This is a genomic window from Azospirillum lipoferum 4B (assembly GCF_000283655.1).
GTDB lineage: Bacteria > Pseudomonadota > Alphaproteobacteria > Azospirillales > Azospirillaceae > Azospirillum > Azospirillum lipoferum_C.
The window spans coordinates 429230-450454 of the sequence record NC_016623.1 but is presented as its reverse complement, the minus strand read 5'-3'; the positions used below and the strand labels follow the sequence as shown (position 1 = coordinate 450454).

At 67.4% G+C, this 21225-nt stretch carries 18 protein-coding genes and 1 pseudogene; 5 read left to right on the top strand and 14 right to left on the bottom strand.

The genetic code is table 11. The annotated features are described in order from the left end of the window. The first annotated feature begins 51 nt into the window (after window positions 1-51). Window positions 52-1728, top strand: coding sequence for a tetratricopeptide repeat protein (locus AZOLI_RS23435; protein WP_014249679.1), 1677 nt, complete (start codon window positions 52-54; stop codon window positions 1726-1728). 6 nt (window positions 1729-1734) lie between these two features. Here AZOLI_RS23435 and AZOLI_RS23430 read toward each other — a convergent pair whose 3' ends face one another. The 3 genes from AZOLI_RS23430 to AZOLI_RS23420 all read right to left on the bottom strand — a co-directional run bounded on the left by AZOLI_RS23430 (window position 1735) and on the right by AZOLI_RS23420 (window position 6118). Then, complete coding sequence (locus AZOLI_RS23430; protein WP_014249678.1) at window positions 1735-5265, bottom strand: indolepyruvate ferredoxin oxidoreductase family protein; 3531 nt, start codon at window positions 5263-5265, stop codon at window positions 1735-1737. A gap of 224 nt (window positions 5266-5489) precedes the next feature. Next, a complete protein-coding gene (locus tag AZOLI_RS23425; protein WP_014249677.1) occupies window positions 5490-5870 on the bottom strand; it encodes a helix-turn-helix domain-containing protein in 381 nt (126 codons plus the stop codon). Next, the gene (locus tag AZOLI_RS23420) at window positions 5867-6118 is read right to left on the bottom strand and encodes a type II toxin-antitoxin system RelE family toxin (RefSeq protein WP_014249676.1); all 252 of its coding nucleotides are present in this window, start codon (window positions 6116-6118) and stop codon (window positions 5867-5869) included. The genes AZOLI_RS23425 and AZOLI_RS23420 overlap by 4 nt, the downstream gene beginning before the upstream one ends. 331 nt (window positions 6119-6449) lie before the next feature. Between AZOLI_RS23420 and AZOLI_RS33380 the strand changes: the two are divergent. Next, window positions 6450-6728 (top strand): annotated as a pseudogene (locus tag AZOLI_RS33380) (transposase); the annotation flags it as partial. Further along, window positions 6656-7204, top strand: a complete 549-nt coding sequence (locus AZOLI_RS31635; RefSeq protein WP_244442499.1) for an IS5 family transposase — start codon at window positions 6656-6658, stop codon at window positions 7202-7204. The pseudogene AZOLI_RS33380 and the gene AZOLI_RS31635, both read left to right, overlap by 73 nt. 476 nt (window positions 7205-7680) lie before the next feature. On the opposite strand, the gene AZOLI_RS23405 is transcribed toward AZOLI_RS31635, so the two are convergent. The 3 genes from AZOLI_RS23405 to AZOLI_RS23400 all read right to left on the bottom strand — a co-directional run bounded on the left by AZOLI_RS23405 (window position 7681) and on the right by AZOLI_RS23400 (window position 9687). Next, a complete protein-coding gene (locus tag AZOLI_RS23405; protein ID WP_012976163.1) occupies window positions 7681-8502 on the bottom strand; it encodes an IS5-like element ISAli1 family transposase in 822 nt (273 codons plus the stop codon). 38 nt (window positions 8503-8540) lie between these two features. Further along, window positions 8541-8885, bottom strand: a complete 345-nt coding sequence (locus AZOLI_RS31630; RefSeq protein WP_162488390.1) for a DUF4145 domain-containing protein — start codon at window positions 8883-8885, stop codon at window positions 8541-8543. Between the two features lie 286 nt (window positions 8886-9171). Further along, a complete protein-coding gene (locus tag AZOLI_RS23400) occupies window positions 9172-9687 on the bottom strand; it encodes a recombinase family protein (RefSeq protein ID WP_014249673.1) in 516 nt (171 codons plus the stop codon). 160 nt (window positions 9688-9847) lie between these two features. On the opposite strand from AZOLI_RS23400, the gene AZOLI_RS33375 reads away from it, so the two are divergent. After that, window positions 9848-10645, top strand: a complete 798-nt coding sequence (locus AZOLI_RS33375; protein ID WP_014249672.1) for a hypothetical protein — start codon at window positions 9848-9850, stop codon at window positions 10643-10645. Here the strand turns inward: AZOLI_RS33375 and AZOLI_RS23390 are convergent. Then, window positions 10578-11906 carry a GH1 family beta-glucosidase gene (locus tag AZOLI_RS23390; protein ID WP_014249671.1) on the bottom strand — a complete coding sequence of 443 codons (1329 nt, stop codon included), beginning with the start codon at window positions 11904-11906 and terminating at the stop codon, window positions 10578-10580. The two genes, AZOLI_RS33375 and AZOLI_RS23390, sit on opposite strands and share 68 nt — an antisense overlap. A 177-nt stretch (window positions 11907-12083) precedes the next feature. On the opposite strand from AZOLI_RS23390, the gene AZOLI_RS23385 reads away from it, so the two are divergent. Beyond that, window positions 12084-13109: a hypothetical protein gene (locus tag AZOLI_RS23385; protein WP_014249670.1), complete on the top strand. Its 1026-nt coding sequence runs from the start codon at window positions 12084-12086 to the stop codon at window positions 13107-13109. Between the two features lie 6 nt (window positions 13110-13115). Here the strand turns inward: AZOLI_RS23385 and AZOLI_RS23380 are convergent, their stop codons facing one another. The 7 genes from AZOLI_RS23380 to AZOLI_RS23350 form a co-directional block, all read right to left on the bottom strand. Continuing rightward, a complete protein-coding gene (locus tag AZOLI_RS23380) occupies window positions 13116-14024 on the bottom strand; it encodes a DMT family transporter (RefSeq protein ID WP_014249669.1) in 909 nt (302 codons plus the stop codon). Beyond that, window positions 14021-15073 (bottom strand): histone deacetylase family protein, encoded by a 1053-nt coding sequence (locus AZOLI_RS23375; protein WP_014249668.1) that lies wholly within the window; start codon window positions 15071-15073, stop codon window positions 14021-14023. The genes AZOLI_RS23380 and AZOLI_RS23375 overlap by 4 nt, the downstream gene beginning before the upstream one ends. Before the next feature lie 155 nt (window positions 15074-15228). Continuing rightward, window positions 15229-16470 (bottom strand): Zn-dependent hydrolase, encoded by a 1242-nt coding sequence (locus tag AZOLI_RS23370; RefSeq protein WP_014249667.1) that lies wholly within the window; start codon window positions 16468-16470, stop codon window positions 15229-15231. 216 nt (window positions 16471-16686) lie between these two features. After that, entirely contained in the window at window positions 16687-17682 is a 996-nt protein-coding gene (locus AZOLI_RS23365; RefSeq protein ID WP_014249666.1) for a ketopantoate reductase family protein, read from the bottom strand. Beyond that, window positions 17683-19377, bottom strand: a complete 1695-nt coding sequence (locus AZOLI_RS23360) for an ABC transporter ATP-binding protein (protein WP_014249665.1) — start codon at window positions 19375-19377, stop codon at window positions 17683-17685. It abuts the gene before it with no gap. Window positions 19378-19381: 4 nt separating this feature from the next. After that, the gene (locus AZOLI_RS23355; protein WP_014249664.1) at window positions 19382-20224 is read right to left on the bottom strand and encodes an ABC transporter permease; all 843 of its coding nucleotides are present in this window, start codon (window positions 20222-20224) and stop codon (window positions 19382-19384) included. Next, window positions 20221-21201 carry an ABC transporter permease gene (locus AZOLI_RS23350; RefSeq protein WP_014249663.1) on the bottom strand — a complete coding sequence of 327 codons (981 nt, stop codon included), beginning with the start codon at window positions 21199-21201 and terminating at the stop codon, window positions 20221-20223. The genes AZOLI_RS23355 and AZOLI_RS23350 overlap by 4 nt, the downstream gene beginning before the upstream one ends. Window positions 21202-21225: the final 24 nt, after the last annotated feature.

Below are 21225 nucleotides of genomic sequence, written 5' to 3'. Positions count from 1 at the left end.
CGGTAGTCATGGGCGGCCATTCGCTTCCCATGACTGCAGAACCCATCGCCGATGACCACCGTTTCCGAAGCCCTGCGCATTGCCGTCGGTCTGCACCAGGGCGGCCGTCTGGCCGAAGCGGCGGACATTTACCGGAAGATCATCCGGGCCGCGCCCGCGGTGGCCGATGCCTGGCATCTGCTGGGTGTTCTGCATCACCAGTCCGGCGACTCCGGCGAAGCGGTGCGACTGATCGGGCAAGCGATCGGGCGCGATGGCCTGTGCGCCGCCTATCACGACAATCTCGGTTCGGCACTGCGTGCCGGGGGGAAGGCCGGTCAGGCCGCCGGCCATCACCGGGCCGCGCTGGCGATCGATCCGGGCTGGGTCAAGCCTTTCGGCAATCTGGCCGGCGCCCTGACCGATCTGGGCGACGGCGCCGCGGCTGCCGATGCCCTGCGCCGGGCGCTGCGGCTTTCCCCCGATACCGAAGCCTATCTGCTGCGGCTCGGCGACTGCCTGTATTCCCAGGACCGGATCGGCGCGGCGGAAGAGGTTTACCGGCGGCTGGACGGGCTTTATCCCGACCGCCCGGACTATCTGTACCGGCTGGGCCTCTGCCGGCTGGCGGAAAGCAGGCTGATGACGTCCGCCCTGGCCACCTCCGGCCATCTGGTCGACCGCAAGGCGATGGGAGAGTCTGTCGCCGCCTTCGGCCGCGCCGCCGCCGGCGGTCATGCCGATGCCACCAGGAACCTGTTCGGGACGGCGGTCGTCGCCCTTCAGAACGGGGTGATGGAAGACGGGATGCTGGGCCGGGTCGCGGAGGCCGGGCGGCGCCGGCTGATGACCGAACCGGGCGACAGCGTCGCCCTGTCCGTGGTCTGCTACGATCTGTATCGCCAGGGGCGCCTTGACGCCGCCCGCCGCTTTTTCCGCAAATATGCGCGCCATTGGCCGGCGCAGGCGGTCGCGGCGGATTTCGAGATGCTGCTGTGGACGATGGTGCGCAGCGAACCGGCGTTTTTCGAGCGGCTTCTCGCCGATCCGCCCACCCTGTTCGGCCGTGCCAACCGCCGCATGCCGGTTGCGCCGGGCGCCGATGGCCGGCCGGTCCTGCTGGTGGGGTGCGACGACGATTATTGGCGCCGGTTCGGCGCAGCCTTCCTGGATTCGGCGCGCGAGCGGGCGCCGTCCTGCGCCATGCATGTCCATATCGTCAACCCGTCGGCAGAGACCGAAGCGGCGCTGGCGGATCCGGCTGGCGCCGGCGGCGGCCCGCTGTCGGTCTCCTTCGAGGCTGCCGACCTCGGCGGGTTGCCCGACCCTGTGCGGCTGACCTATTACGCCTCCGCCCGCTTCGCGGTGACGCAGCGTCTTCTGCGGCAGCAGGTCGGGCCGGTGATCCAGGTCGATGTCGATGCGCTGCTGCTCGCCGATCCGGGTGCGGCGATGGCGGGCTGGCCGGGCTGGGATGTCGCGGTGATGCAGGACCGGCGCGGGCGCGGCCCGACCCGCGACTTCCTCGCCGGCTTCCTGGCCTTCAACCGGACACCGGCCGCGCAGCGTTACCTCGACCTCGTGGTCGCCTATATCGCCCGGCATTTCGACGAGGGGCGGGCCTTCTGGGGGCTGGATCAGGCCGCCCCCTTCTGCACCCACGACCATCTGGTCCGCAGCGGCGGCGCGCCAACCCTGATCCGCTTCGATTTCGAAGCCTTTCCCTTCCTGCGCTTCCTGGAGAAGTGACCCCCCTCACGCCGCCCGCGCCGTCTCCCGCTGCCGCAGCCGCTCCTCCAGCGCCCGCCAGCGCGGCTCGACCGCCTCCCAGGCCCGCTGCTTGACCGGCCCGAAGCCGCGGATCTCCTGCGGCAGCGCGGCCAGCTCCACCGCGGTGGCGAGCCTGTCCGCCGACAGCCGTTCCGCGATCTCCGCCACCGTCGCCTCATAGCGGGCGATCAGCGCGCGCTCCATCTTCCGCTCCGCCGTATAGCCGAACGGGTCGAGCGCCGTGCCGCGCAGCCGTTTGCAAGCCGCAAGCCCGCGGAACACCGGCAGGATCCAGGCGCCCAGCGCCATCTTGCGCGGCTCGCCATGGCCGTTGGTGTCGCGCGACAGCAGGGGAGGGGCGAGGTGGAAGACCGGCTTCCAATCCCCCTCGAACCGCTCCTCCAGGCTTTTGCGGAAGACCGGATCGCTGTGCAGCCGGGCGACCTCATACTCGTCCTTGTAGGCCATCAGCTTGAAGGCGCTGCGCGCCACCGCCTCGGCCAGCGCGGTCGAACCGGGAGCCACGCGGCCTTCCGCCTGCCGTGCCCGCTCCACCAGCGCGCGGTAGCGCCCGGCATAGGCGCGGTCCTGATACTCCGCCAGGAAGGCCGCCCGCCGCTCCACGATGCCGGCGAGGTCAGCAGCCGGCGCCCCCTCCTCCGCCCCCAGCCCCGCCAGAGCTTCCGGTCGGTGCGCGGCGAGGCGGCCGAAGGCGAAGGCGCGCAGGTTGGCGGCGACGCCGGTGCCGTTCAGCTCGATGGCGCGGGTCAGCGCCTCCAGCCCGACCGGCAGCAGCCCCTTCTGGAAGGCGACGCCCATCAGGAAGACGTTGGCGAGGATGCTGTCGCCGAACAGCGCGGTGACCACCCGGTTGGCGTCCACCACCTCGACCTGCTCGGCCCCCGCCGCCCGGCGCAGGCTGCGCAGCAGAGCCCCCGCATCCGGCAGCTTGGCGCCGTCGCGGGTGAAGGCCCCGGTCGGCGCCACATGGGCGTTGGCCACCACCCGCGTCCGCCCCAGCCGCACCGTCTTCAGCGCGTCCGGCGAGGCCGCGACCACCGTGTCGCAGGCCAGCACCAGCTGCGCCCGCTTCGGGTCGATCCGCGCCTGATGGAGCAGCGCCGCATCCCCCGCCACCCGCAGATAGCTGTAGACCGCACCGCCCTTCTGCGCGAAGCCCATGAAGTCCAGCACCGAGGACGCCTTGCCCTCCAGATGCGCAGCCATCGCCAGCACCGCGCCGATGGTGACGACGCCGGTGCCGCCGACCCCGACGATCAGGATCTCCGCCAAATCTCCAGCTGCGCCATAGCGCGGCAGCGGCAGCGCCGCCAGTTCCCCGGCGAAGCGCGCGGCGACCCTGTCCGGCTCCGGCTTGCGCAAGCTCCCGCCCACCACCGAGACGAAGCTGGGGCAGAAGCCGTCGGCGCAGGAATAATCCTTGTTGCAGCTGGATTGGTCGATCTGCCGCTTCACCCCGAATTCGGTCTGTTTCGGCTGCACCGACAGGCAGTTCGACTTCTTGCCGCAGTCGCCGCAGCCTTCGCAGACCAGATCGTTGATCACCATCCGCCGCGCCGGGTCGGCCATGGTGCCGCGCTTGCGCCGCCGCCGCTTCTCCGCCGCGCAGGTCTGCTCATAGACGATGGCGGTAACGCCGGGAATCTCGCGCATCTCGCGCTGCACGGCGTCCAATTCCTCGCGGTGATGCACCGTGGTGAAGGGCGCCAGCCCCGACCGGCTGTCATACTTCTCCGGCGCGTCGCTGACCACGGCGATGCGGGTGATGCCCTCCGCCGCCAGCTGGCGGGTGATGGCGTCGACGGAGATCGGGCCGTCCACCGGCTGGCCGCCGGTCATGGCGACGGCGTCGTTGAACAGGATCTTGTAGGTGATGTTGATTTTGGCAGCCACCGCCTGCCGGATCGCCAGCAGGCCGGAATGGAAATAGGTGCCCTCGCCCAGATTCTGGAAGATGTGCGGCCGCTTGCTGAACGGCGCCTGCCCGATCCAGCTGACGCCCTCGCCGCCCATCTGGCTCAGCCCCACCGTGTCGCGGTCCATCCACGACGCCATGAAGTGGCAGCCGATGCCGGCCATCGCCTTGCTCCCCTCCGGCACCTTGGTCGAGCTGTTGTGCGGACAGCCGGAGCAGAAATAGGGCGTCCGCGCCAGAGCAGGATTGATTGCAGGGGCAGCGGGAGCCTCCCCCGGCAGCAGCTCCGCCAGCCGCCCTACAAAATCCTGTTCCGGAAAGCGGTGGCGGATGCGCTCCACCAGAGCCTTGGCGACGATCCAGGGCCGCAGTTCCCCGGTGGCGGGCAGCAGCGGGGCGCCGAACTCGTCGGTCTTGCCGACCACGGCGCGCGGCCGCTCCCCGGCCGGCAGGTGGAACAGCAGATCCTTCAGCTGCCCCTCGACGACCGGCGCCTTCTCCTCCACCACCAGCACCTCGTCGGCGCCGCGGGCGGCGGCGAGCGCGAAGTCCGGCTCCAGCGGCCAGGACAGCCCGATCTTGTGGACCGACAGCCCGATCCGCTCCGCCTCCGCCGGCCCGATGCCGAGCAGCCGCAGCGCCTCCATCACATCGAGATGCGCCTTGCCGGTGGTGACGATGCGCAGCCAGCCGCCCCGGCCGGAACTGCCGCCCATCACGGTGCGGTCGATGCGGTTGACGCGGGCGAAGGCCTTCACCGCCGCGACCTTGGCGGCCAGCCTTTCCTCGATGGCGAGGCTGGGCAGGTCGGGCCAGCGGTAATGCAGCCCCCCCGGCGGCGGATCGAACGCCACCGGCAGGTATCCGCCCTCCAGCGCCGGAATCCGCACCGTGCCCGAGCTTTCCACCGATTCCGAGATCGCCTTGAACCCGACCCAGGCGCCGGAGAAGCGCGACAGGGCATAGCCGTACAGCCCGAACTCCAGATAGTCGCGGATGCCCGCCGGGTTCAGCACCGGCATCGACCATGCGATCATGGCGAGGTCGCTCTGGTGCGGCATGCTGGACGACACGCAGCCATGGTCGTCGCCGGCCACCGCCAGCACCCCGCCGCGCGGCGAGCTGCCATAGGCGTTGGCATGTTTCAGCACGTCGCCGGAGCGGTCCACCCCCGGCCCCTTGCCGTACCACATGCCGAACACGCCATCGACCTTGCCCTCGCCCGAGGATTCGACCTGCTGGGTCCCCATGACGGCGGTTGCGCCCAGATCCTCGTTGACGCCGGGGACGAAGCGGATGGCATGGGCGTCCAGATGCGTGCGCGCCTGCCACAGCGCCTGATCCAGCCCGCCCAGCGGCGACCCGCGATAGCCGCTGACGAATCCCGCCGTGTTCAGCCCGGCCCGCCGGTCGCTCTCCGCCTGGAGCAGCAGCAGCCGGACCAGCGCCTGCGTCCCCGACAGATAGACCTGCCCCCCGGCGCGGCTGTAGCGGTCGTCCAGGCGATAGCTGCGGTCGATCCGGTCAGGAGCCCGACCGTGATCGCGCTCCGCCCGCAGGCCCGTCGGCATGCCGTCCATGTCTCGTTCCCTCGATTATCCTTCGTTGGAACGAGTGTGCGCCCTTTGCAGGCAAATGATTTTGCGGGTTGGGCGCGGAACGGGTGTGTTCGGAAAATCCCGTTGCGGATTGTTGGGGTGTGGAGCGAAATTTTTGCGGTGGATGGGTGGGGGAGGGACGAAGCAGGGGGGTAGGGAGTGAGACTTGTCAGATGGACAAATGCACTCCCCTTCGCGACAGCGGTTCAGTGGCGGACCAGCAGGTCCAGCGGCACCTGGAGCGCACCGGCGATGCGGGCCATCGCGTCGAAGCTGCCGGGCTTTTTCCCGTTCTCAATCTCGGACAGGTAGGACGGAGCCACGCCTGCGGCTTCCGCCAGTCCGCGGGCCGTGAGGCCGCGATGCTCGCGGAGCACCGCAACAGGATGCTCCCCATCAAGGATGCGCTCCGCGACCTCGAACGGAAAAGTCTCCGTCTCCCCCGCAGCGAGCCGTGCCTTTACGGTTTCGGCGTCGGCCAAGTCCTGGGCGTCCGTCACCAGATCGGCCAGGGCCTCGAAGTCGGCCCGGCTGAGGGTGACGCTGTCCGCCGTCTCGGCAATCGGCGTGATTGGCAGAGCGTTCATCGATAGACCTCCTTGCGGTTCCCGACCTTCAGCACCGTGACCAACAGCGCATCGCCGTCGATCTGGTAGATGGCCCGCCAGTCCCCGTGGCGGATGCGGCCTTGCCCGCCGCCGAACGCCTTCGCCCAGGGATGGGGGTCATAAGGAGCGGCGGCGAAGGTCTTCAGCTTGTCCCGCAGCCCGGCCGCATCGCCCTTTGGCATGCGGAGCAGAACCTTCAGCGCAGTGGCTTCGATCACGAGCTTCATGCAGACATGATCGCTGATAGCGAATCAACGGTCAAGCTGCTATTCGCTAACGGCGAACCACCCCTTTTCACGACAACGCCAGGACGGCCGCGGCTGCCCCTTTCGCGACAGCGGTCCCATGCTCTGGCCGCTCCCTTTCACGTCAGCACCACGACAGCCGAGGTCGCTTGTTCAATAAACGACCCTTTGTCAATGCATGGAAAAAGAGAAGGATTTACAATCCAAGATTTGTTTTTAGTGCAGCGGTTGCTAGGGCGTGTCGTCAGTTATGGGATTCCCAGCGGTAGGAATGCGTGATTCATAGAGGGTCGGCTGACGGGAGGGCCGACGAATGCGACGCTATGCTTTGCGCGACGATCAGTGGGAGCGGGTCCAGGATTTTCTGCCGGGGCGGGTAGGCCATGTCGGGGGGACGGCGAAGGACAACCGCCTGTTCGTCGAGGCGGTGCTGTACCGTTACCGGGCTGGCATTCCCTGGCGCGACCTGCCCACCCGGTTCGGGGATTGGAAGAACACCCACCGCCGCTACCGCCGCTGGTGCGAGAGCGGGGTGTTCGAGCGCCTTTTCAAAGCCCTGGCCGAGGACAGCGACAACGAGTACATGATGCTCGACGCGACCATCGTCCGCGCCCACCAGCACAGCGCCGGGGCGCGAAAAAAGGGGGCGCCTGCCAAGCCATCGGCCGATCACGAGGGGGGCTGACGACGAAGATCCATGCCATCGTGGACGCCTTGGGCAACCCGGTGGCGATCTCCCTGACCCCCGGTCAGGCCTCTGACTTCAGCCAAGCCGCCCCTCTGCTCGACGCGGTCGAGCCGCAGGCCCTCATCGCCGACAAGGCCTATGATGGCGACGCCCTGATCGACGCATTGAAGGAGCGCGACATCGTCCCCGTCATCCCGTCCAAGGCTAATCGGCTGATCGCCCGCGATACCGATTTCGCCTTGTACCGCGAACGTAATCTCGTCGAGCGATTCTTCAACAAGCTGAAGGGCTTCCGAGCCATTGCAACTCGATACGACAAGCTTGCCAGCACTTTCTTGGCGGCTGTTTACCTCGTGTCGGCTGTCATCTGGCTCAACTGACGACACGCCCTAGTCCAACCCCGATCTTCTCGGATGTGGAGAGTAGCCATTGGCCAGCCTGACCGATCGATGCCAGAGCCTGTTGTACCTTTGATGCGTCATTGGCTTCGGCCCCAATTTGGGCTTCGGATAGGCGTCCGATAGCGGAAAAGTGTTCTGGACTACTGGCTTGTGGTAGGACAGCGGTCCGAAGGGATGCAAACTCAGCCGCTAACTTGGTAAGGTCCATTCCTGACAGGCTTCCGGCATTCCCGGTAATCTGTGTCGACCGATTGGTACCCTGTTGGATCGCACCTCCATTAAATGTGCCAATATTTATGATGTTTTGCACTGCGGGAAAATGCTGCGTTGGAAAACCAGGGCGCGCTAACGCGTCCTCCACCGCATCCACTCCACCACCCGTAATAAAAACGTGTGGTAGCGCGGCCATCTCTCGACTGTCCTTAGAGTCCGACTCGGAATCGGCAAAGCTGTGTCTATGTTCGAGCCACCCGTCTTGAGAGCAGTTTGACGCTGGCGATGAAGACCCAGGCGACGGCACTCTCGACGGTGGCCTCGAAGTCCTTGGCGAGGCGGCGATTGCGGTTAAGCCAAGCGATTGTACGCTCAACGACCCACCGCCGAGGCAGCAGTTCAAAGCCTTTGGCGGCGTCGGACCGCTTGACGATCTCCAGAGTCCATGTCCCGATCTGAGCCAAAGCGGTTTCCAGCTTGGGTCCAGCGTAGCCGCCGTCCGCGAAGACGTGGCGAAGCCAGGGGAAGAGCGTGCGAACGGAGGCGAGGAGCGCCGGGGCGCCATCACGGTCCTGGATGTCGGCGGCATGAACGATGGCGGCGACCAGCAAGCCATTGGTGTCGGTCAACACATGCCGCTTGCGCCCCTTGATGCACTTGCCCGCGTCGTAGCCACGGGGGCCACCTGCTTCCGTCGTCTTGACCGACTGGCTGTCGATCACCCCCGCTGTCGGGCTGGCCTCCCGTCCCATGCTTTCCCGAACCATCGCCACCAAGGCGTGATTGATCGTCTCCCAGGTCCCATCGTCGCGCCAGCGGTAGAAATAGCGCTGGACCGTCGTCATCGGCGGGAAATCCTTCGGCAGTTGCCGCCACTGGCACCCGGAGGTCGCCAGAAAGAGGATGCCGTTCACGATCTCGCGCACGTTGACCGTTCGCGGCCGTCCCAAGCGTCGAGCCGCCGGGAGGAGTGGTTCGAGCACCGCCCACTCCGCGTCCGTCGTGTCGCTTGAATACCTCAATCCTTTTCGCTGATACTGCGCTCGGGTGATTTCAGTCCACATTGTCTTGTCATTCGTCATGCTTCGCAACATCAATCGAATCACAAGAGACTGAAATCACTCAATTCTTTTCGGGTCAGGCTCTCAGCAATGTCATGAGCTGCAGAGTTTCCTTCTAATCTCAGCATCGTTGCCCATTCTGAAATTGTTTTATCAATTATATGCTTATCATCCAACTCTTTGAGCTTAAAATATAGATCACCTTTCTTATATTCGAAATGGTCGCAAACACTTTCTAGTGTTCTCCTGCACATAATAACCGAAGCAGTATAAGCCTTTACTTTCAGACATTTCTCGGCTTCCTCGTAATTAAACTGTATATTGTCAGGTATCTCGGTTTCAAATTTTTTTAGTAAATTTAGGGTACAAAACTTTTGGAGTTGCATACTCCATATTTCCCTGTCCAACGTAATAAATCTCTCTTGACACCAGTATTGGCCCGTCACACGACGGGCATTGTAAAATGGAGTATTCTATATTATCTTGGCTAAATTCATCAAAGGTGTTATAGGATCCTTTAATATCCGCATCTACAAATGTACCGCAGCCATCGCATTCAATGCGCATTTTCAATCCTCCATTTCGTGACAGTTGCCCAGAAGTGATTATTTTCGCTAAACGTTTTCTGAAGTGCTTTCAGTTTTAATTGCTGATTGGAAATTAGTCTTTCATCTACTGCCTAGACACCACAAATTCAGCTATACTTAACCGCTTTTCCACCAGCTTAGCCGGATGCCCTTCCGGCAATCCCCGATCCCGTGCCGCGCTCATACCAGACTTGGTCCGCTCACTGATAAGATTGCGTTCAAACTCAGCCATGGTCGAGACTAGGGTGAACACGAGCTTGCCCGTTGCTGTGCTGGTGTCGAGATATTCACTCAAGCTTCGCAAGCTTACCTTCGCTTCCTGCAATCGATCACCTATGGGCAGCAGCTCCTTGGTGCTGTGCGCCAATCGGTCTAGGCGCCACACCATGAGCGTGTCGCTCCGACGAAAAGCCTTCAACGCGCCGGCTAACACTGGCTGTTCGGACCGCAAGCTATTGGTCTTGTCCGACCGTACATCGTTGGGCCGAATTTCGGCGGCGATCAGCGCCGCGATCTGGAGGTCAAGTTTCTGATCGTCAATGGACATCCGTACATAACCAATCAGATGTGGATGAACAGCATTCTTCGTGTATCTATCCATTTAAATGCATTATAGCGTGAAAAATTCCACGGAAAACCAATCTTGCGTGGCATTGCTCGAGCTAAAGTGTCGCGAATCCCGCCGTGGGACAAAAACCCCTCAACCAGAAAAAATTCCTATATCCTCCCCCGCTGGTCCCATCCACCCGCGGAGCCCCGCCATGCCGCTCGACAGCCGCACCCTCTCCGACGACCATTTCCCCTGCTGGGCGGAGGAGCCGCCGGTCCCCGCCGACGGCTCGCTGGTTCCCGGATCGCAGTTCAACGAGGAACAATGGATCATGGCCGCCGGCATGCTGGCGCGCGGCTGTTCCTTCCTCTACGTCGCCCGCGCCATGGGATGCAGCCGCACCACCCTGTGGCGGGCCTATTACGGATCGCGGGATTTCCGCCATCGCGTCTGGTGGGAACGGCAGGCGTTGAACCGGGAGGCGGACCTGCGCCTTGCCTCGATCCGCACCCTGGTGGCGGAACAGATCGAGCGGCTGGTGTCGATGGGCGATCCGAAGACGGTGCGCTGGCTGGCCGAACGGCTCGGCCTGTTCGCCGGGCTCGACGCCCCGGCCAGACCGGCGGCGCGCGCTCCCCAGCCCGACCGGCCCGCCCCGTCCCCGGAACCGGCGGCAACGCCGGCCCCGCAATCGCCCCCGCAATCGCCGCAGCCGCCCCCTCAGCCCTCATCGCCGCCGCAGCCCGAGCCGGCCGCTCCGCCCCCGACGCCCGCCGGCCCCGGCGGCGACCGTTCCCGTCCGCGGCCGGTGGAGCCGGTCGCCGCGGCGCTCCCCGATCCCGCCCCGGTGCCGGTGGACGGATGGAACAGCGCGCGAAATCCGTTCCACACTGTTCCATCCGCCGCCGCTCCGCCGGCCAAGGCGGGCGGGCGGCGCCGCGTCAGCCCCCTCGGATCAGCTCCGAATACCAGCGCGCCGACTCCTTCGGGGTCCGCGCTTGCGTCGTGAAATCGACATGGACGATGCCGAACCGCGTGCCGTAGCCGCCGCCCCATTCGAAATTGTCCAGCAGCGACCAGACGAAATATCCCCGCACGTCGGCCCCCCGCGCCTTCGCCTCCGCCATCGCGGCGATGTAGGCCTGGAGGTAGGCCAGCCGCTCGGCATCCACCACGCGCCCCTCGGCATCCGGGGCCTCCGCCGCCTTGGTGCCGTATCCGTTCTCCGTCACATAGATCGGCAGGCGGTAACGGCGGGTCAGGTCGATCAGCGTGTCGCGGAAACAGCCGGGGTCATAGGGCCAGTCGATGGCCGTCCGCTTCATCCCCGCCGGCGGCGATCCGAATCCGAAGCCCCAGATCAGGCTGTCGTCCTTGCGGCCATAGACCGGGGCGTAATGGTTCAGCCCGAACCAGTCCAGCGGCCGGGCGATGCGCGCCATGTCGCCGGGCTGCACATAGGGCTCGATGGCTTCGGCTATGCGGCGCGGATAATATGCCAGCAGCTGGGCGTCGGGGAAGGCGCGGTTCCAATGCTCGTCGAACAGGGCGGCGGCCTCGACATCCTCCGGCCGGTCGGTCTCGGGCCGCATCGGCTGGACGCTGTGCACCGCGCCGATGGAGGCATTCGGCACCAGGGCGCGCAGCACGTCCACCCCGGCGCCATGGGCGAGGTTGACGTGGTGGATCGTCTTCAGGTGGGTGGCGCGGTCGGCGATGCTCGGCGCCCCCCAGCCGAAGGCCCAGCCGAACAGGGTGAAGACGGAGAATTCGTTGAAGGTGGCCCAGCGCTTCACCCGGTCGCCATAGCGCCGGGCGCACAGCGCGGCGTAATCGGCGAACCATCCGGCGCCGTCGCGGACGGCCCAGCCGCCCTGGTCCTGCAAGGCCTGCGGCAGGTCCCAGTGATACAGGCACAGCCAGGGCTCGATGTTCTTCTCCAGCAGCCGGTCGATCAGCCGGTCGTAGAAATCCAGCCCCTTTTCGTTCGGCGCGCCGCGCCCGCGCGGCAGCACCCGCGGCCAGGAGACGGAGAAGCGGTAGGCCTGCAGCCCCAGCTCGGCCATCAGCTCCACATCCTCCGGCATCCGGTGGTAATGGTCGCAGGCGACGTCGCCGCTCTCGCCATTGTCGACCCGGCCCTTCAGCTTGCAGAAGCTGTCCCAGATGCTGGGCGCCCGCCCGTCGGCCTCGGCCGCGCCCTCGATCTGATAGGCGGAGGTGGAGGCGCCCCACAGGAAGTCTTTGGGAAAAACCGGACGTTCGGCCATGGCGGATCACCCGAAATATGGATGATCGGATCCTACCTCTTTCCCGTCCGGGTGGAAGGGGCCAATCGTCGCTGTTCCCGGCGGATGCTCCGTCACGATATCGCGGTCGACAGGATGGCGCGGCACTCCTATGGTCTGGCCGACCGGACGAGCGATTCAGAAAGGAACGGGCGCATCATGGCGAAAAAGGACGGGGTCAACGGCAAGGGCGGCCAGTTCAGCGGGACGCCGGCCGACCGGCTGGTCCGGCTGTGGCGCAACAACGACGAGCGTTTCGGCGCGCTGCTGGACGAGGTGCTGGACGGCAACCGCCAGGGCGTGATCGAAGCGGCCGTGGGCAAGCTGCGCGAGGAGGAAGGCTACGACTTCATGGACGAGGTCGAGGCCTTCTCCGAAACCGCGCAGGGCACCGACGAGCAGGGCGACCCGACCCTCTCCACCCTGTTCTGGCTGGTGCTGGAGGTGGACGGGCCGCTGGACGCGCCGCCGCCGGTGGGCGTGATCGAGGAAGCGCTCGATTCGGCCGGGCTGCTGGAAAAGGCCGCCGACATGCGGCTGCTGCCGCTGTGGCTGGATCCGGAGCCGCTGTCCTACCTGGATGCCGCCGACCGCCGCACCCTGCTGCGCCGCCTGATCTCCTCGCCGGAGGAGGCGGAGAGCTTCGCCCGCACGCAGGATCTGCTGGCCCCCGCCGACGACAGCGGCACCCGGCTGGTCGGCGTCGTCGGTCTGGTGATCGAGGAGGATGCGGAGCTGGAAGGGGAGGGCATGCCCGATCCGCTGAAGCTCGGCTTCGCCGACGACGGGCAGGAGCTGGAGATCGACCCCATCGAGCAGGAGCGCATCCGCCAGTCGATGGCCGCCTTCGCCGAAGCGGTCGCCGCCGCCGATCCGCGGGTGAAGCGCTGCGAGCCGGTCGGCGGGCTGAACGATCTCTTGGACTTCACCGCCGAGGGCGTCTGGCCGGACGACATCGAGGCCAACTTCGACGAGATCAACGACTTCCTCGACATCGCCGGCAACGAGACCGGCGACGGCGTCCTCGACCTGTCGGTCGGCCAGACGCCGGAGGGGCTGCTGGTCCGCGTCTACAACTCCGACGGCGTGTTGCTCGACGAGCGGAGTTTCGACCTCTCCGGCGCCCGCGCCGACGAGGCGCTGGCGATGATGAAGCGGCGCTGCCGCCGCCTCACCGAGGAGTAAGGAGGCTCAGCGCCGGGCGGGCCTGACCGCCAGCACGCAGGCGACGGCGGCGAGGATCAGCACCAGCGCCGCCGCCAGCCGCAGCGTCATCGGCTCGCCCAGCAGCAGCACCGCCCCGCCGACCCCGACCACCGGGATCAGCAGGGTGCTGACCGCCGCCTCTCCCACCGTCAGCCGGCGCACGGTGACGTACCACAGCGCCTGCGCCGCGCAGATCGAACAGACGATGTGCCAGGCGAAACCGACCCACACCTCTGGGTGGATCTCGGCCAGGGCCGGCCTCGTCTCCGTCGCCGCCAGCAGGATCATCGGCGGGGCGCACAGCACATACTGCCAGCCGGTGATGACCATCGGGTTGCTGCGCCAGACCCGCCGCTTCATCACGATGGTGCCCAGCGCCCAGGCCAGCGCCGACACCAGCATCACCGCCGGCCCGGCCAGCTGCGACGGCGGCGCCGTCAGCGCCTCCGGCCCCAGCAGGACCATCAGCCCGGCCAACCCGCAGGCCAGCCCGACGATCTGGCGGGCTCCCGGCCGCTCGCCCAGCAGCGGGATCGCCAGCAGCGTCGCCCACACCGGCATGGTGAAGGCGATGATCGCCGCCTGCGAGGTCGCCATCAGGCTCTGCCCCAGCGCCGTGCAGAGGTTGAAGACCAGCACATTGCACAGCCCCGCCGCCGCCAGCGCCGGCCATTCCGCCCGCTCCACCCGCAGCCGGTGCCCGGCCAGCCGCGCCGCCCCCAGCAGCAGAACCGCCCCGGCGGTGAAGCCGATGGCGCGCAGGCTGAAGATCGGCATCTGCGTCAGGATCGTCTTCACCGCCGGCCAGTTCATGCCCCAGAACAGGCTGATGGCGACGATCAGCAGATACTTGACCAGATCGCGGCCGGCCCCGCTGGCGGCGATGGCGGTCATGCCGCTCTCTTGCCTTCAAACCCGTCCAGGAAGCTCGAAAGGTTGGCCGACAGCGCGTCGATGGCGTATCCGCCCTCCTGCACCAGAACGGTGGGCATGTCAGCGGCGGCGATCAGCGCGCCCATGCGGGCGAAGCCCGGCGTGGTGACGCCGAAGGCGGCCAGCGGATCGTCGATGAAGGTGTCGAAGCCCAGCGAGACGAACAGCATGTCCGGCCCGAAGCGGCGGACCTCCTCCAGCCCCTTGCCGATGGTCGCCAGCACGGTCGCCTCGTCGCTGCCGATGGGCAGCGGCAGGTTCAGATTGTATCCCTCGCCGCGGCCGGTCCCGCGCTCCTGCGCGAAGCCGGCCATGTGCGGATAGAACTCCGCCGGATCGGCATGGACCGAGACGAAGAACACGTCGTCGCGCTCGTAGAAGATATCCTGGGTGCCGTTGCCGTGATGGACGTCCACATCGATGATCGCCACCCGCGCCGCCCGGCCCTGGGCTCGCAGGATCGGCAGCACCGACTCCGCCGCGACCGCGACATGGTTGAGGTAGCAGAAGCCGCCGGCCATATCGCGGGTGGCATGATGCCCCGGCGGCCGGCACAGCGCATAGGCCGCACGGTCCGCCCCGGTGGCGACCAGCCGCGCCGCATGGATGGCGGCGTTGGTCGCGGCGCAGGTGGCGGTCCAGGTCTCCGCGCCGATGGGGCAGGCGGTGTCGAACATGTGCCAGCCGGCCTGCCCGACGATGCAGGTGGGATAGCTGGGGGCGGCCTGCATCCGGTGGACGTTGGGCAGCACCACGTCGCCCATGTCGCCCTTCGCCACCCAGCGCGCATGGGCGGTCTCCAGGAAGGCTAGATAGGCGGGGGTGTGGACTGCGGCGCGCGGGGCGGAGCCGTAATCGTCGGGACGGATCAGCGTCTCGCCGCGCTTCTCGATCAGCGAGGCCAGCGCACCGACCCGCTCCGGCTTCTCCGGCAGGGCGCGCAGCAGGCCCTTGTTGAAGTAGGTGGCGGGGCGGTGCAGGGCGGCGTCGGGGTGATGGACGAACTTCATGGGGGACTCCGGGGCGTGCTGAGGTGGTGCCCCCTCCCTCCCGCTTCGCGGGTCCCTCCCTCCCCCGCCTTCGGCGGTGGAGGGACAGGAAGCGCCAGTCCCCTCTCCCTCGAAGAGGGGGAGGGTTAGGGAGGGGGCAATTGCAACTTGCGCCGTTACGGCCGGCCGGCCGTGGCGACCAGCGTTTCGAACAGCACGGCGGCACCGCGGGCGCCGTCGGCGGGGGAGATGTTCTCGACCTCGTTGTGGCTGATGCCGTCCTCGCAGGGGATGAAGATCATCGCCGTCGGCACCTTGCCCGCCACATACACCGCGTCATGGCCGGCGCCCGACACGATGTCGCGGTGGCTGAAGCCGAAGCCGCTCGCCGCTTCGCGCACCCGGTCGACCAGCGGCTCGGCGAAGGGCGTCGGCGGGAAGTGCCAGAAATCGGCGATCTCGGCGCTCACCCCCTGCTGCTCGGCGATTTCGGCGACGGCGGCACGGAAGCGGCGGTCCATGTCGGCCAGAGTGTCGGCGTTCGGGTGGCGCAGGTCGACGGTGAAGAAGACCCGGCCGGGGATGACGTTGCGCGAATGCGGGTGGACGTCGAGGATGCCGACGGTGGCGCACGGGTCGCCCGCCGTCTCCAGCCCGACCCGCTGCACCGCCTGCACCATGGCCGAGGCGGCGACCAGCGCGTCGCGGCGCAGGCGCATCGGCGTCGGGCCGGCATGCGCCTCCACCCCCGTCACCGTCACCTCGTACCAGCGCTGGCCCTGCGCGCCGGTGACGACGCCGATCTCCTTGCCCTCGACCTCCAGCACCGGACCCTGTTCGATGTGGGCCTCCAGATAGGCGTGCATGGGGTGATCGACGGAAGCCTCGCCGGCATAGCCGGTGCGGACCAGTTCGTCGCCGAGCCGGGCTCCGTCCTGCGCCACCTTGTCGAGGATCTCCTCCAGCGTGAAGATTCCGGTGACCACGCCCGATCCCATCATCGGCGGCGAGAAGCGCGATCCCTCCTCGTTGGTCCAAACCGCGACCTCGACCGGGTGCAGGGTTTCCACCCCACGGTCGTTCAGCGAGCGCACCACCTCCAGCGCCGCCAGCACGCCGAACACGCCGTCGAACCGTCCGCCGGTCGGCTGGGTGTCGAGATGGCTGCCCATCACCACCGGGGCCAGGCTGTCGTCGCGGCCCCTGCGGCGGGCGAAGATGTTGCCGATGCGGTCGACGGTCACGGTACAGCCGGCGGCCTCGCACCAGGAGACGAACAGGTCGCGGCCGGCCTTGTCCTCGTCCGACAGTGCAAGGCGGCAGCTGCCGCCTTTCGCGGTGGCGCCGATCTTCGCCATCTCGGCAAGGCTGTCCCACAGACGGTCGGCGTCGATGGGCAGGTTGGAGGGGAGGGGCATGGTGGCTCCGGGTGGGGTTTGTTGGATTCTTGGGGGTGGGAGTTGCGGTTGCCCCCTCCCTAACCCTCCCCCGCTCTTGCGGGAGAGGGAACTCCGCCGCTTCGCGAATAGCTCACATCGACAAGCGTCCTGCCCCCTCTCCCGCGAAGCGGGGGAGGGATGGGGAGGGGGCAATGGTTGAGGGGGCAATGGTTGAGTGGGCCTTGGTTGCGGTATCTAAGCCACCACCTCCCGCCGCTCCCGCGCCCTGAGGTCGACCATCGCCGACACCGCGCGCAGCATCGGCACCTCCATGCCGCAGCGCTCCGCCAGTTCGATCACCGATCCCAGGATCGCCTCCAGCTCCAGCCGGCGGCCGGCCTCATAGTCCTGCAGCATCGACGTCTTGAAGTCGCCGACGCCGGCGGCCATGGCGATGCGTTCGTCCACGCTGGTGGTGAAGACCACGCCCAGCCGCTCCGCCACCGCCTTGGCCTCCAGCATCATGGCGCGGCCGGTCTCCCGCGTGCCGGGATCGTTGCACAGCCGGCCCAGCGTCGATCCGGTCAGCACGCTCAACGGGTTGAAGGCGAGGTTGCCCCACAGCTTCACCCAGATCGCCTGCCGGATATCGGTGGTCTTCGCCGGCTGGAACCCGGCCTGCCCGAACAGGGTGACGATGCGGTCCACCGCCGGGTTGTCGCGGCCGGCAGCGTCGCCCCCGGCATCACCGAAAACGAAGCGCTGGTCGCTGACATGGCGCAGGCGGCAGGGGCCGTCGCCCTCAACCGCGACGAAGGTCGTCGCGCCGACCACCCGGTCGGGATCGATGGAGCGCCAAAGCAGCCCGTCGGGATCGACGCTGGCGAGCGGCCGGTCAGCCAACGGCTCCGGCTGGCGGTGCGGATACCACCAGGGAATGCCGTTGATCATCGGCACGATTGCGGTCTCCGGCCCCAGCAGCGGGGTCAGCGTGTCGATGGTGCCGCGCAGTGCATGGGCCTTGACGCAGAGGAACACCAAATCCTGCGGCCCCAGCGACAGGCTGTCGTCGGTGACGCGGGGGGTGAGCCGGGCGACGCGGTTCAACGGCGTCACCATGGTCAGGCCGTTGCGGCGGATGGCGGTTGCGGCGTTCGGCCGGGCGACCAGCGTCACCTCCGCCTCCGTGGCGCCCAGCCGCGCTGTCAGCAGCCCGCCGACCGCCCCGGCCCCGATGATGGCGACCTTCATTCAGTGCGCTCCCGCCGGGACTTGCTGAAGGTCGTCCGGGATGTGCCAGCCCTTGCCGGGGATGGCGTCGAGCAGGCTGCGGGTGTAGGCGTCGCGCGGATGAGTGAACACCTGCCGCGCCGTGCCCAGCTCGACGATCCGTCCGCGGCGCATCACCGCGATGGTGTCGCAGACCTGCGCCGCCACCCGCAGATCGTGGGTGATGAACAGCATGGCGAGGTTCAGCCGCTTGCGGATGTCGTCCAGCAGTTCCAGCACCTGCCCCTGCACCGATACGTCGAGCGCCGACACCGGCTCGTCCGCCACCAGCAGCTTCGGCTCCATGGCGAGCGCGCGGGCGATGCCGATTCGCTGGCGCTGGCCGCCGGAGAACTCGTGCGGGTAGCGGTCGGCGGCCGACCCATCCAGCCCCACCATCGCCAGCAACTCCCGCGCGCGGGTCAGCGCCTTGTTGCGGTCCTCGCCGAAGGCGACCGGCCCCTGGGCCACGATGTCGCCGACGCGGTGGCGCGGGTTCAGCGAGGCGTAGGGGTCCTGGAACACCATCTGCACCGCCCGGCGGTAAGGCTGGAAGCCCTTGCGGTCGAGCGCCAGCAGGTCGGTGCCCTCGAACAGGATGCGGCCCGAATCCGGCTTGATGAGGCCGACGATGGAGCGGCCGAGCGTCGATTTGCCCGATCCCGATTCTCCGACCAGCCCCACGGTCTCGCCGGGATGGATGGTCAGCGACAGGTCGTCGCCGGCCACCACCTGCTTGGATTTCTTGAACAGCCCGCCGCCGACGTTGAACACCTTGCGAACCTTGTCGGCGACCAGCAGCGGCGCGCCGACCTTGGCATGGTCGTCGCGGTGCTCGATGTAGTGCGGAACCGAGGCGATCAGCTGCCGGGTGTAGGGATGCTGCGGCCGGTTCAGCACGTCGGACGCCGGGCCGTATTCCACCAGCTTGCCGTGGCGCATCACCGCCACCCGATGGGCGATCTCCGCCACCACGCCGAAGTCGTGGGTGATGAACATCATGCCCATGTGGCGTTTGGCCTGGATCGAGCGGATCAGGTCGAGGATCTGCTTCTGGGTGGTGACGTCCAGCGCGGTGGTCGGCTCGTCGGCGATCAGGATGTCGGGCTGGCAGGCCAGCGCCATGGCGATCATCACGCGCTGGCGCTGGCCGCCCGACAGGCGGAAGGGATAGGCCTCGGCCAGTTCGGCGGGGTTGGGCAGGCCGACCTGGGCCAGCAGCTCAACCACGCGGGCGCGGCGGGCGGGGGAGGGCAGGTCGGTGTGCTCGCGCAAGCTCTCGCCGATCTGGCGGCCGACCCGCATCAGCGGGTTCAGCGCCGTCATCGGCTCCTGGAACACCATGGCGATGCGGCCGCCGCGCAAGCTCCGCTGCTCGGCCTCCGGCATGGTCAGCACGTCCTTGCCCTTGAACAGCAGGCTGCCGCCGGCGACCCGCACATGCGGGGTGGGCAGCAGGCCCATCATGGCGTGCGCGGTCATCGACTTGCCGGAGCCGGACTCGCCGACCACGCAGAGGATCTCGTCGGGGTTCAAGGTGAAGGTCAGGTTGTCCACCGCCAGCGGGCGGTCGGCGCCCGGCGGCAGCGCGATGCTGAGGCCGCGCACATCGAGAAGAGGCGTGGTCGTCATGGCGGCGGTCTCCGTCGGGATGCGGGTCAGTTCGGACAGGCTCATCGGATCACCCGCGCGACCGGGCGAGCTTCGGGTTCAGCGCATCGTTCAGCCCCTCGCCGACGAGGTTCAACGCCAGCACGGTCAGCACGATGGCGAGGCCGGGGAAGACGCTCATCCACCAGGCCTGCCGGATCACCGTGCGGGCGGCGCCGATCATGTAGCCCCAGCTCATGGCGTTCGGATCGCCCAGACCAAGGAAGCTCAGCGAGCTTTCCAGCAGGATGGCGGTCGCCACCATGAGTGAGGCCGAGACGATGATCGGCGACAGGCTGTTGGGCAGGATCTGGCGCAGGATGATGGTGGTGTTGCTCTGTCCGGTGGTGATGGCGGCCTGCACGAACTCGCGGGTGCGCAGGCTGAGGAACTCGGCGCGGGCGAGGCGTGCGAGCGGCGGCCAGCTGACGATGGCGATGGCGGCGACGATGGTGGTCAGGCTGGGGGTAAAGATGGCGACCAGGACCACGGCCAGCACGAAGTTGGGGATGGTCTGGAACAGCTCGGTGAAGCGCATGATGGCGTCGTCCACCCGTCCGCCATGGAAGCCGGCCAGCGCCCCCAGCGTGACGCCGATGGCCAGCGCCGCGGCGGTGGAGGTCAGGCCGATCAGCAGCGACACCCGCGCCCCGTGGGCGATGCCGGCGGCGATGTCGCGTCCCAGCATGTCGGAGCCCAGCAGCGCGTCCTCGGACAGCGGCGGCTGGAACGGGGCGGTCGCCATGTCCCAGGGATCGTTGGGGAACAGGATGGAGGCGAAGACCGCCAGCACGACGATGGCCGCCAGGATGACGAGGCCCAGGACCGCGCCCTTGTTGCGGGCGAAGGCCCGCCAGAATTCGGACTTCATCATTGGGACACCTGGATGCGCGGATCGACGAGGCCGTAGAGGATGTCGGTCAGGATGTTGAAAAGGATCACCATGATCGACGTGACCAGGAAGATGCCCAGCAGCACCTGATAGTCGCGCTGCAGCACCGCCTCGAAGGCCAGCCGGCCGATGCCGGGCCAGGCGAACACGGTTTCGATCAGGATGGAGCCGCCGACCAGCTGCCCGGCCTGGATGCCCGCCACGGTGATGACCGGCAGGATGGCGTTGCGCAGCACATGGCGGGTGACGATCCGCCCCTGCGACAGCCCCTTGGCCTTGGCCGTCTTGATGAAATCGAGGCCGCGCACCTCCAGCATCGAGGCGCGGGTGAGCCGCGCGTAGCTCGCCATATAGAACAGCGCCAGCGTGATGACCGGCAGGATCAGGTGCTTGGCCACGTCGGCGACATGGGCAAGCCCGGTATAGCCGGCCCCGACCGTCTCGTAGCCGAAGGCCGGCAGCCATCCCAGCTGGATCGAGAACAGCAGGCTCAGCATCAGCCCGATCCAGTAGATCGGGGTGGCGTAGGCCAGCAGCGCCACGACGGTGATGGCGCTGTCGGCCCAGGTGCCGACCGTCACGGCGGCCAGCGTGCCGAGCGCCACGCCCAGGGCCAGCGCCAGCAGGAAGGCGGTCAGTGTCAGCACCAGGGTGGCCGGCAGCCGTTCCGCCAGGATGTCCCAGACGGGCCGCTGCTGCCGGTAGGAGAAGCCGAGATCGCCCTGCACGACCTTGCCGACATAGGTGCCGAGCTGTTCGAGGATCGGGCGGTCGAGCCCGAACTGTTCGCGCAGCTGCGCGACGAACTTCTCGTCGGCGGCCCCGGCTTCGCCCGCCATCACCATGGCCGGGTCGCCGGGGGCGGCATGGACGAGGAAGAAGTTCATCACCACGATGGCGATCAGGATCGCAGCGGCCTTGACCAGGCGGCTCGCGAAGATTTGGGCGAATCCCAGCATGGGCGTGGTCCTATTTCAATTGCC

Excerpts from the sequence above, each read along its gene's own strand:
- AZOLI_RS23405 (WP_012976163.1), bottom strand. The coding sequence starts at position 8,502 with ATGTGGACTGAAATCACCCGAGCGCAGTATCAGCGAAAAGGATTGAGG.
- AZOLI_RS23425 (WP_014249677.1), bottom strand. The coding sequence starts at position 5,870 with ATGAACGCTCTGCCAATCACGCCGATTGCCGAGACGGCGGACAGCGTC.
- AZOLI_RS23435 (WP_014249679.1), top strand. The coding sequence starts at position 52 with ATGACCACCGTTTCCGAAGCCCTGCGCATTGCCGTCGGTCTGCACCAG.
- AZOLI_RS23350 (WP_014249663.1), bottom strand. The coding sequence starts at position 21,201 with ATGCTGGGATTCGCCCAAATCTTCGCGAGCCGCCTGGTCAAGGCCGCT.
- AZOLI_RS23380 (WP_014249669.1), bottom strand. The coding sequence starts at position 14,024 with ATGACCGCCATCGCCGCCAGCGGGGCCGGCCGCGATCTGGTCAAGTAT.
- AZOLI_RS23390 (WP_014249671.1), bottom strand. The coding sequence starts at position 11,906 with ATGGCCGAACGTCCGGTTTTTCCCAAAGACTTCCTGTGGGGCGCCTCC.
- AZOLI_RS23370 (WP_014249667.1), bottom strand. The coding sequence starts at position 16,470 with ATGCCCCTCCCCTCCAACCTGCCCATCGACGCCGACCGTCTGTGGGAC.
- AZOLI_RS33375 (WP_014249672.1), top strand. The coding sequence starts at position 9,848 with ATGCCGCTCGACAGCCGCACCCTCTCCGACGACCATTTCCCCTGCTGG.
- AZOLI_RS23385 (WP_014249670.1), top strand. The coding sequence starts at position 12,084 with ATGGCGAAAAAGGACGGGGTCAACGGCAAGGGCGGCCAGTTCAGCGGG.
- AZOLI_RS23400 (WP_014249673.1), bottom strand. The coding sequence starts at position 9,687 with ATGGATAGATACACGAAGAATGCTGTTCATCCACATCTGATTGGTTAT.
- AZOLI_RS23365 (WP_014249666.1), bottom strand. The coding sequence starts at position 17,682 with ATGAAGGTCGCCATCATCGGGGCCGGGGCGGTCGGCGGGCTGCTGACA.
- AZOLI_RS23375 (WP_014249668.1), bottom strand. The coding sequence starts at position 15,073 with ATGAAGTTCGTCCATCACCCCGACGCCGCCCTGCACCGCCCCGCCACC.
- AZOLI_RS23430 (WP_014249678.1), bottom strand. The coding sequence starts at position 5,265 with ATGGACGGCATGCCGACGGGCCTGCGGGCGGAGCGCGATCACGGTCGG.
- AZOLI_RS31630 (WP_162488390.1), bottom strand. The coding sequence starts at position 8,885 with ATGCAACTCCAAAAGTTTTGTACCCTAAATTTACTAAAAAAATTTGAA.
- AZOLI_RS23420 (WP_014249676.1), bottom strand. The coding sequence starts at position 6,118 with ATGAAGCTCGTGATCGAAGCCACTGCGCTGAAGGTTCTGCTCCGCATG.
- AZOLI_RS23360 (WP_014249665.1), bottom strand. The coding sequence starts at position 19,377 with ATGAGCCTGTCCGAACTGACCCGCATCCCGACGGAGACCGCCGCCATG.
- AZOLI_RS23355 (WP_014249664.1), bottom strand. The coding sequence starts at position 20,224 with ATGATGAAGTCCGAATTCTGGCGGGCCTTCGCCCGCAACAAGGGCGCG.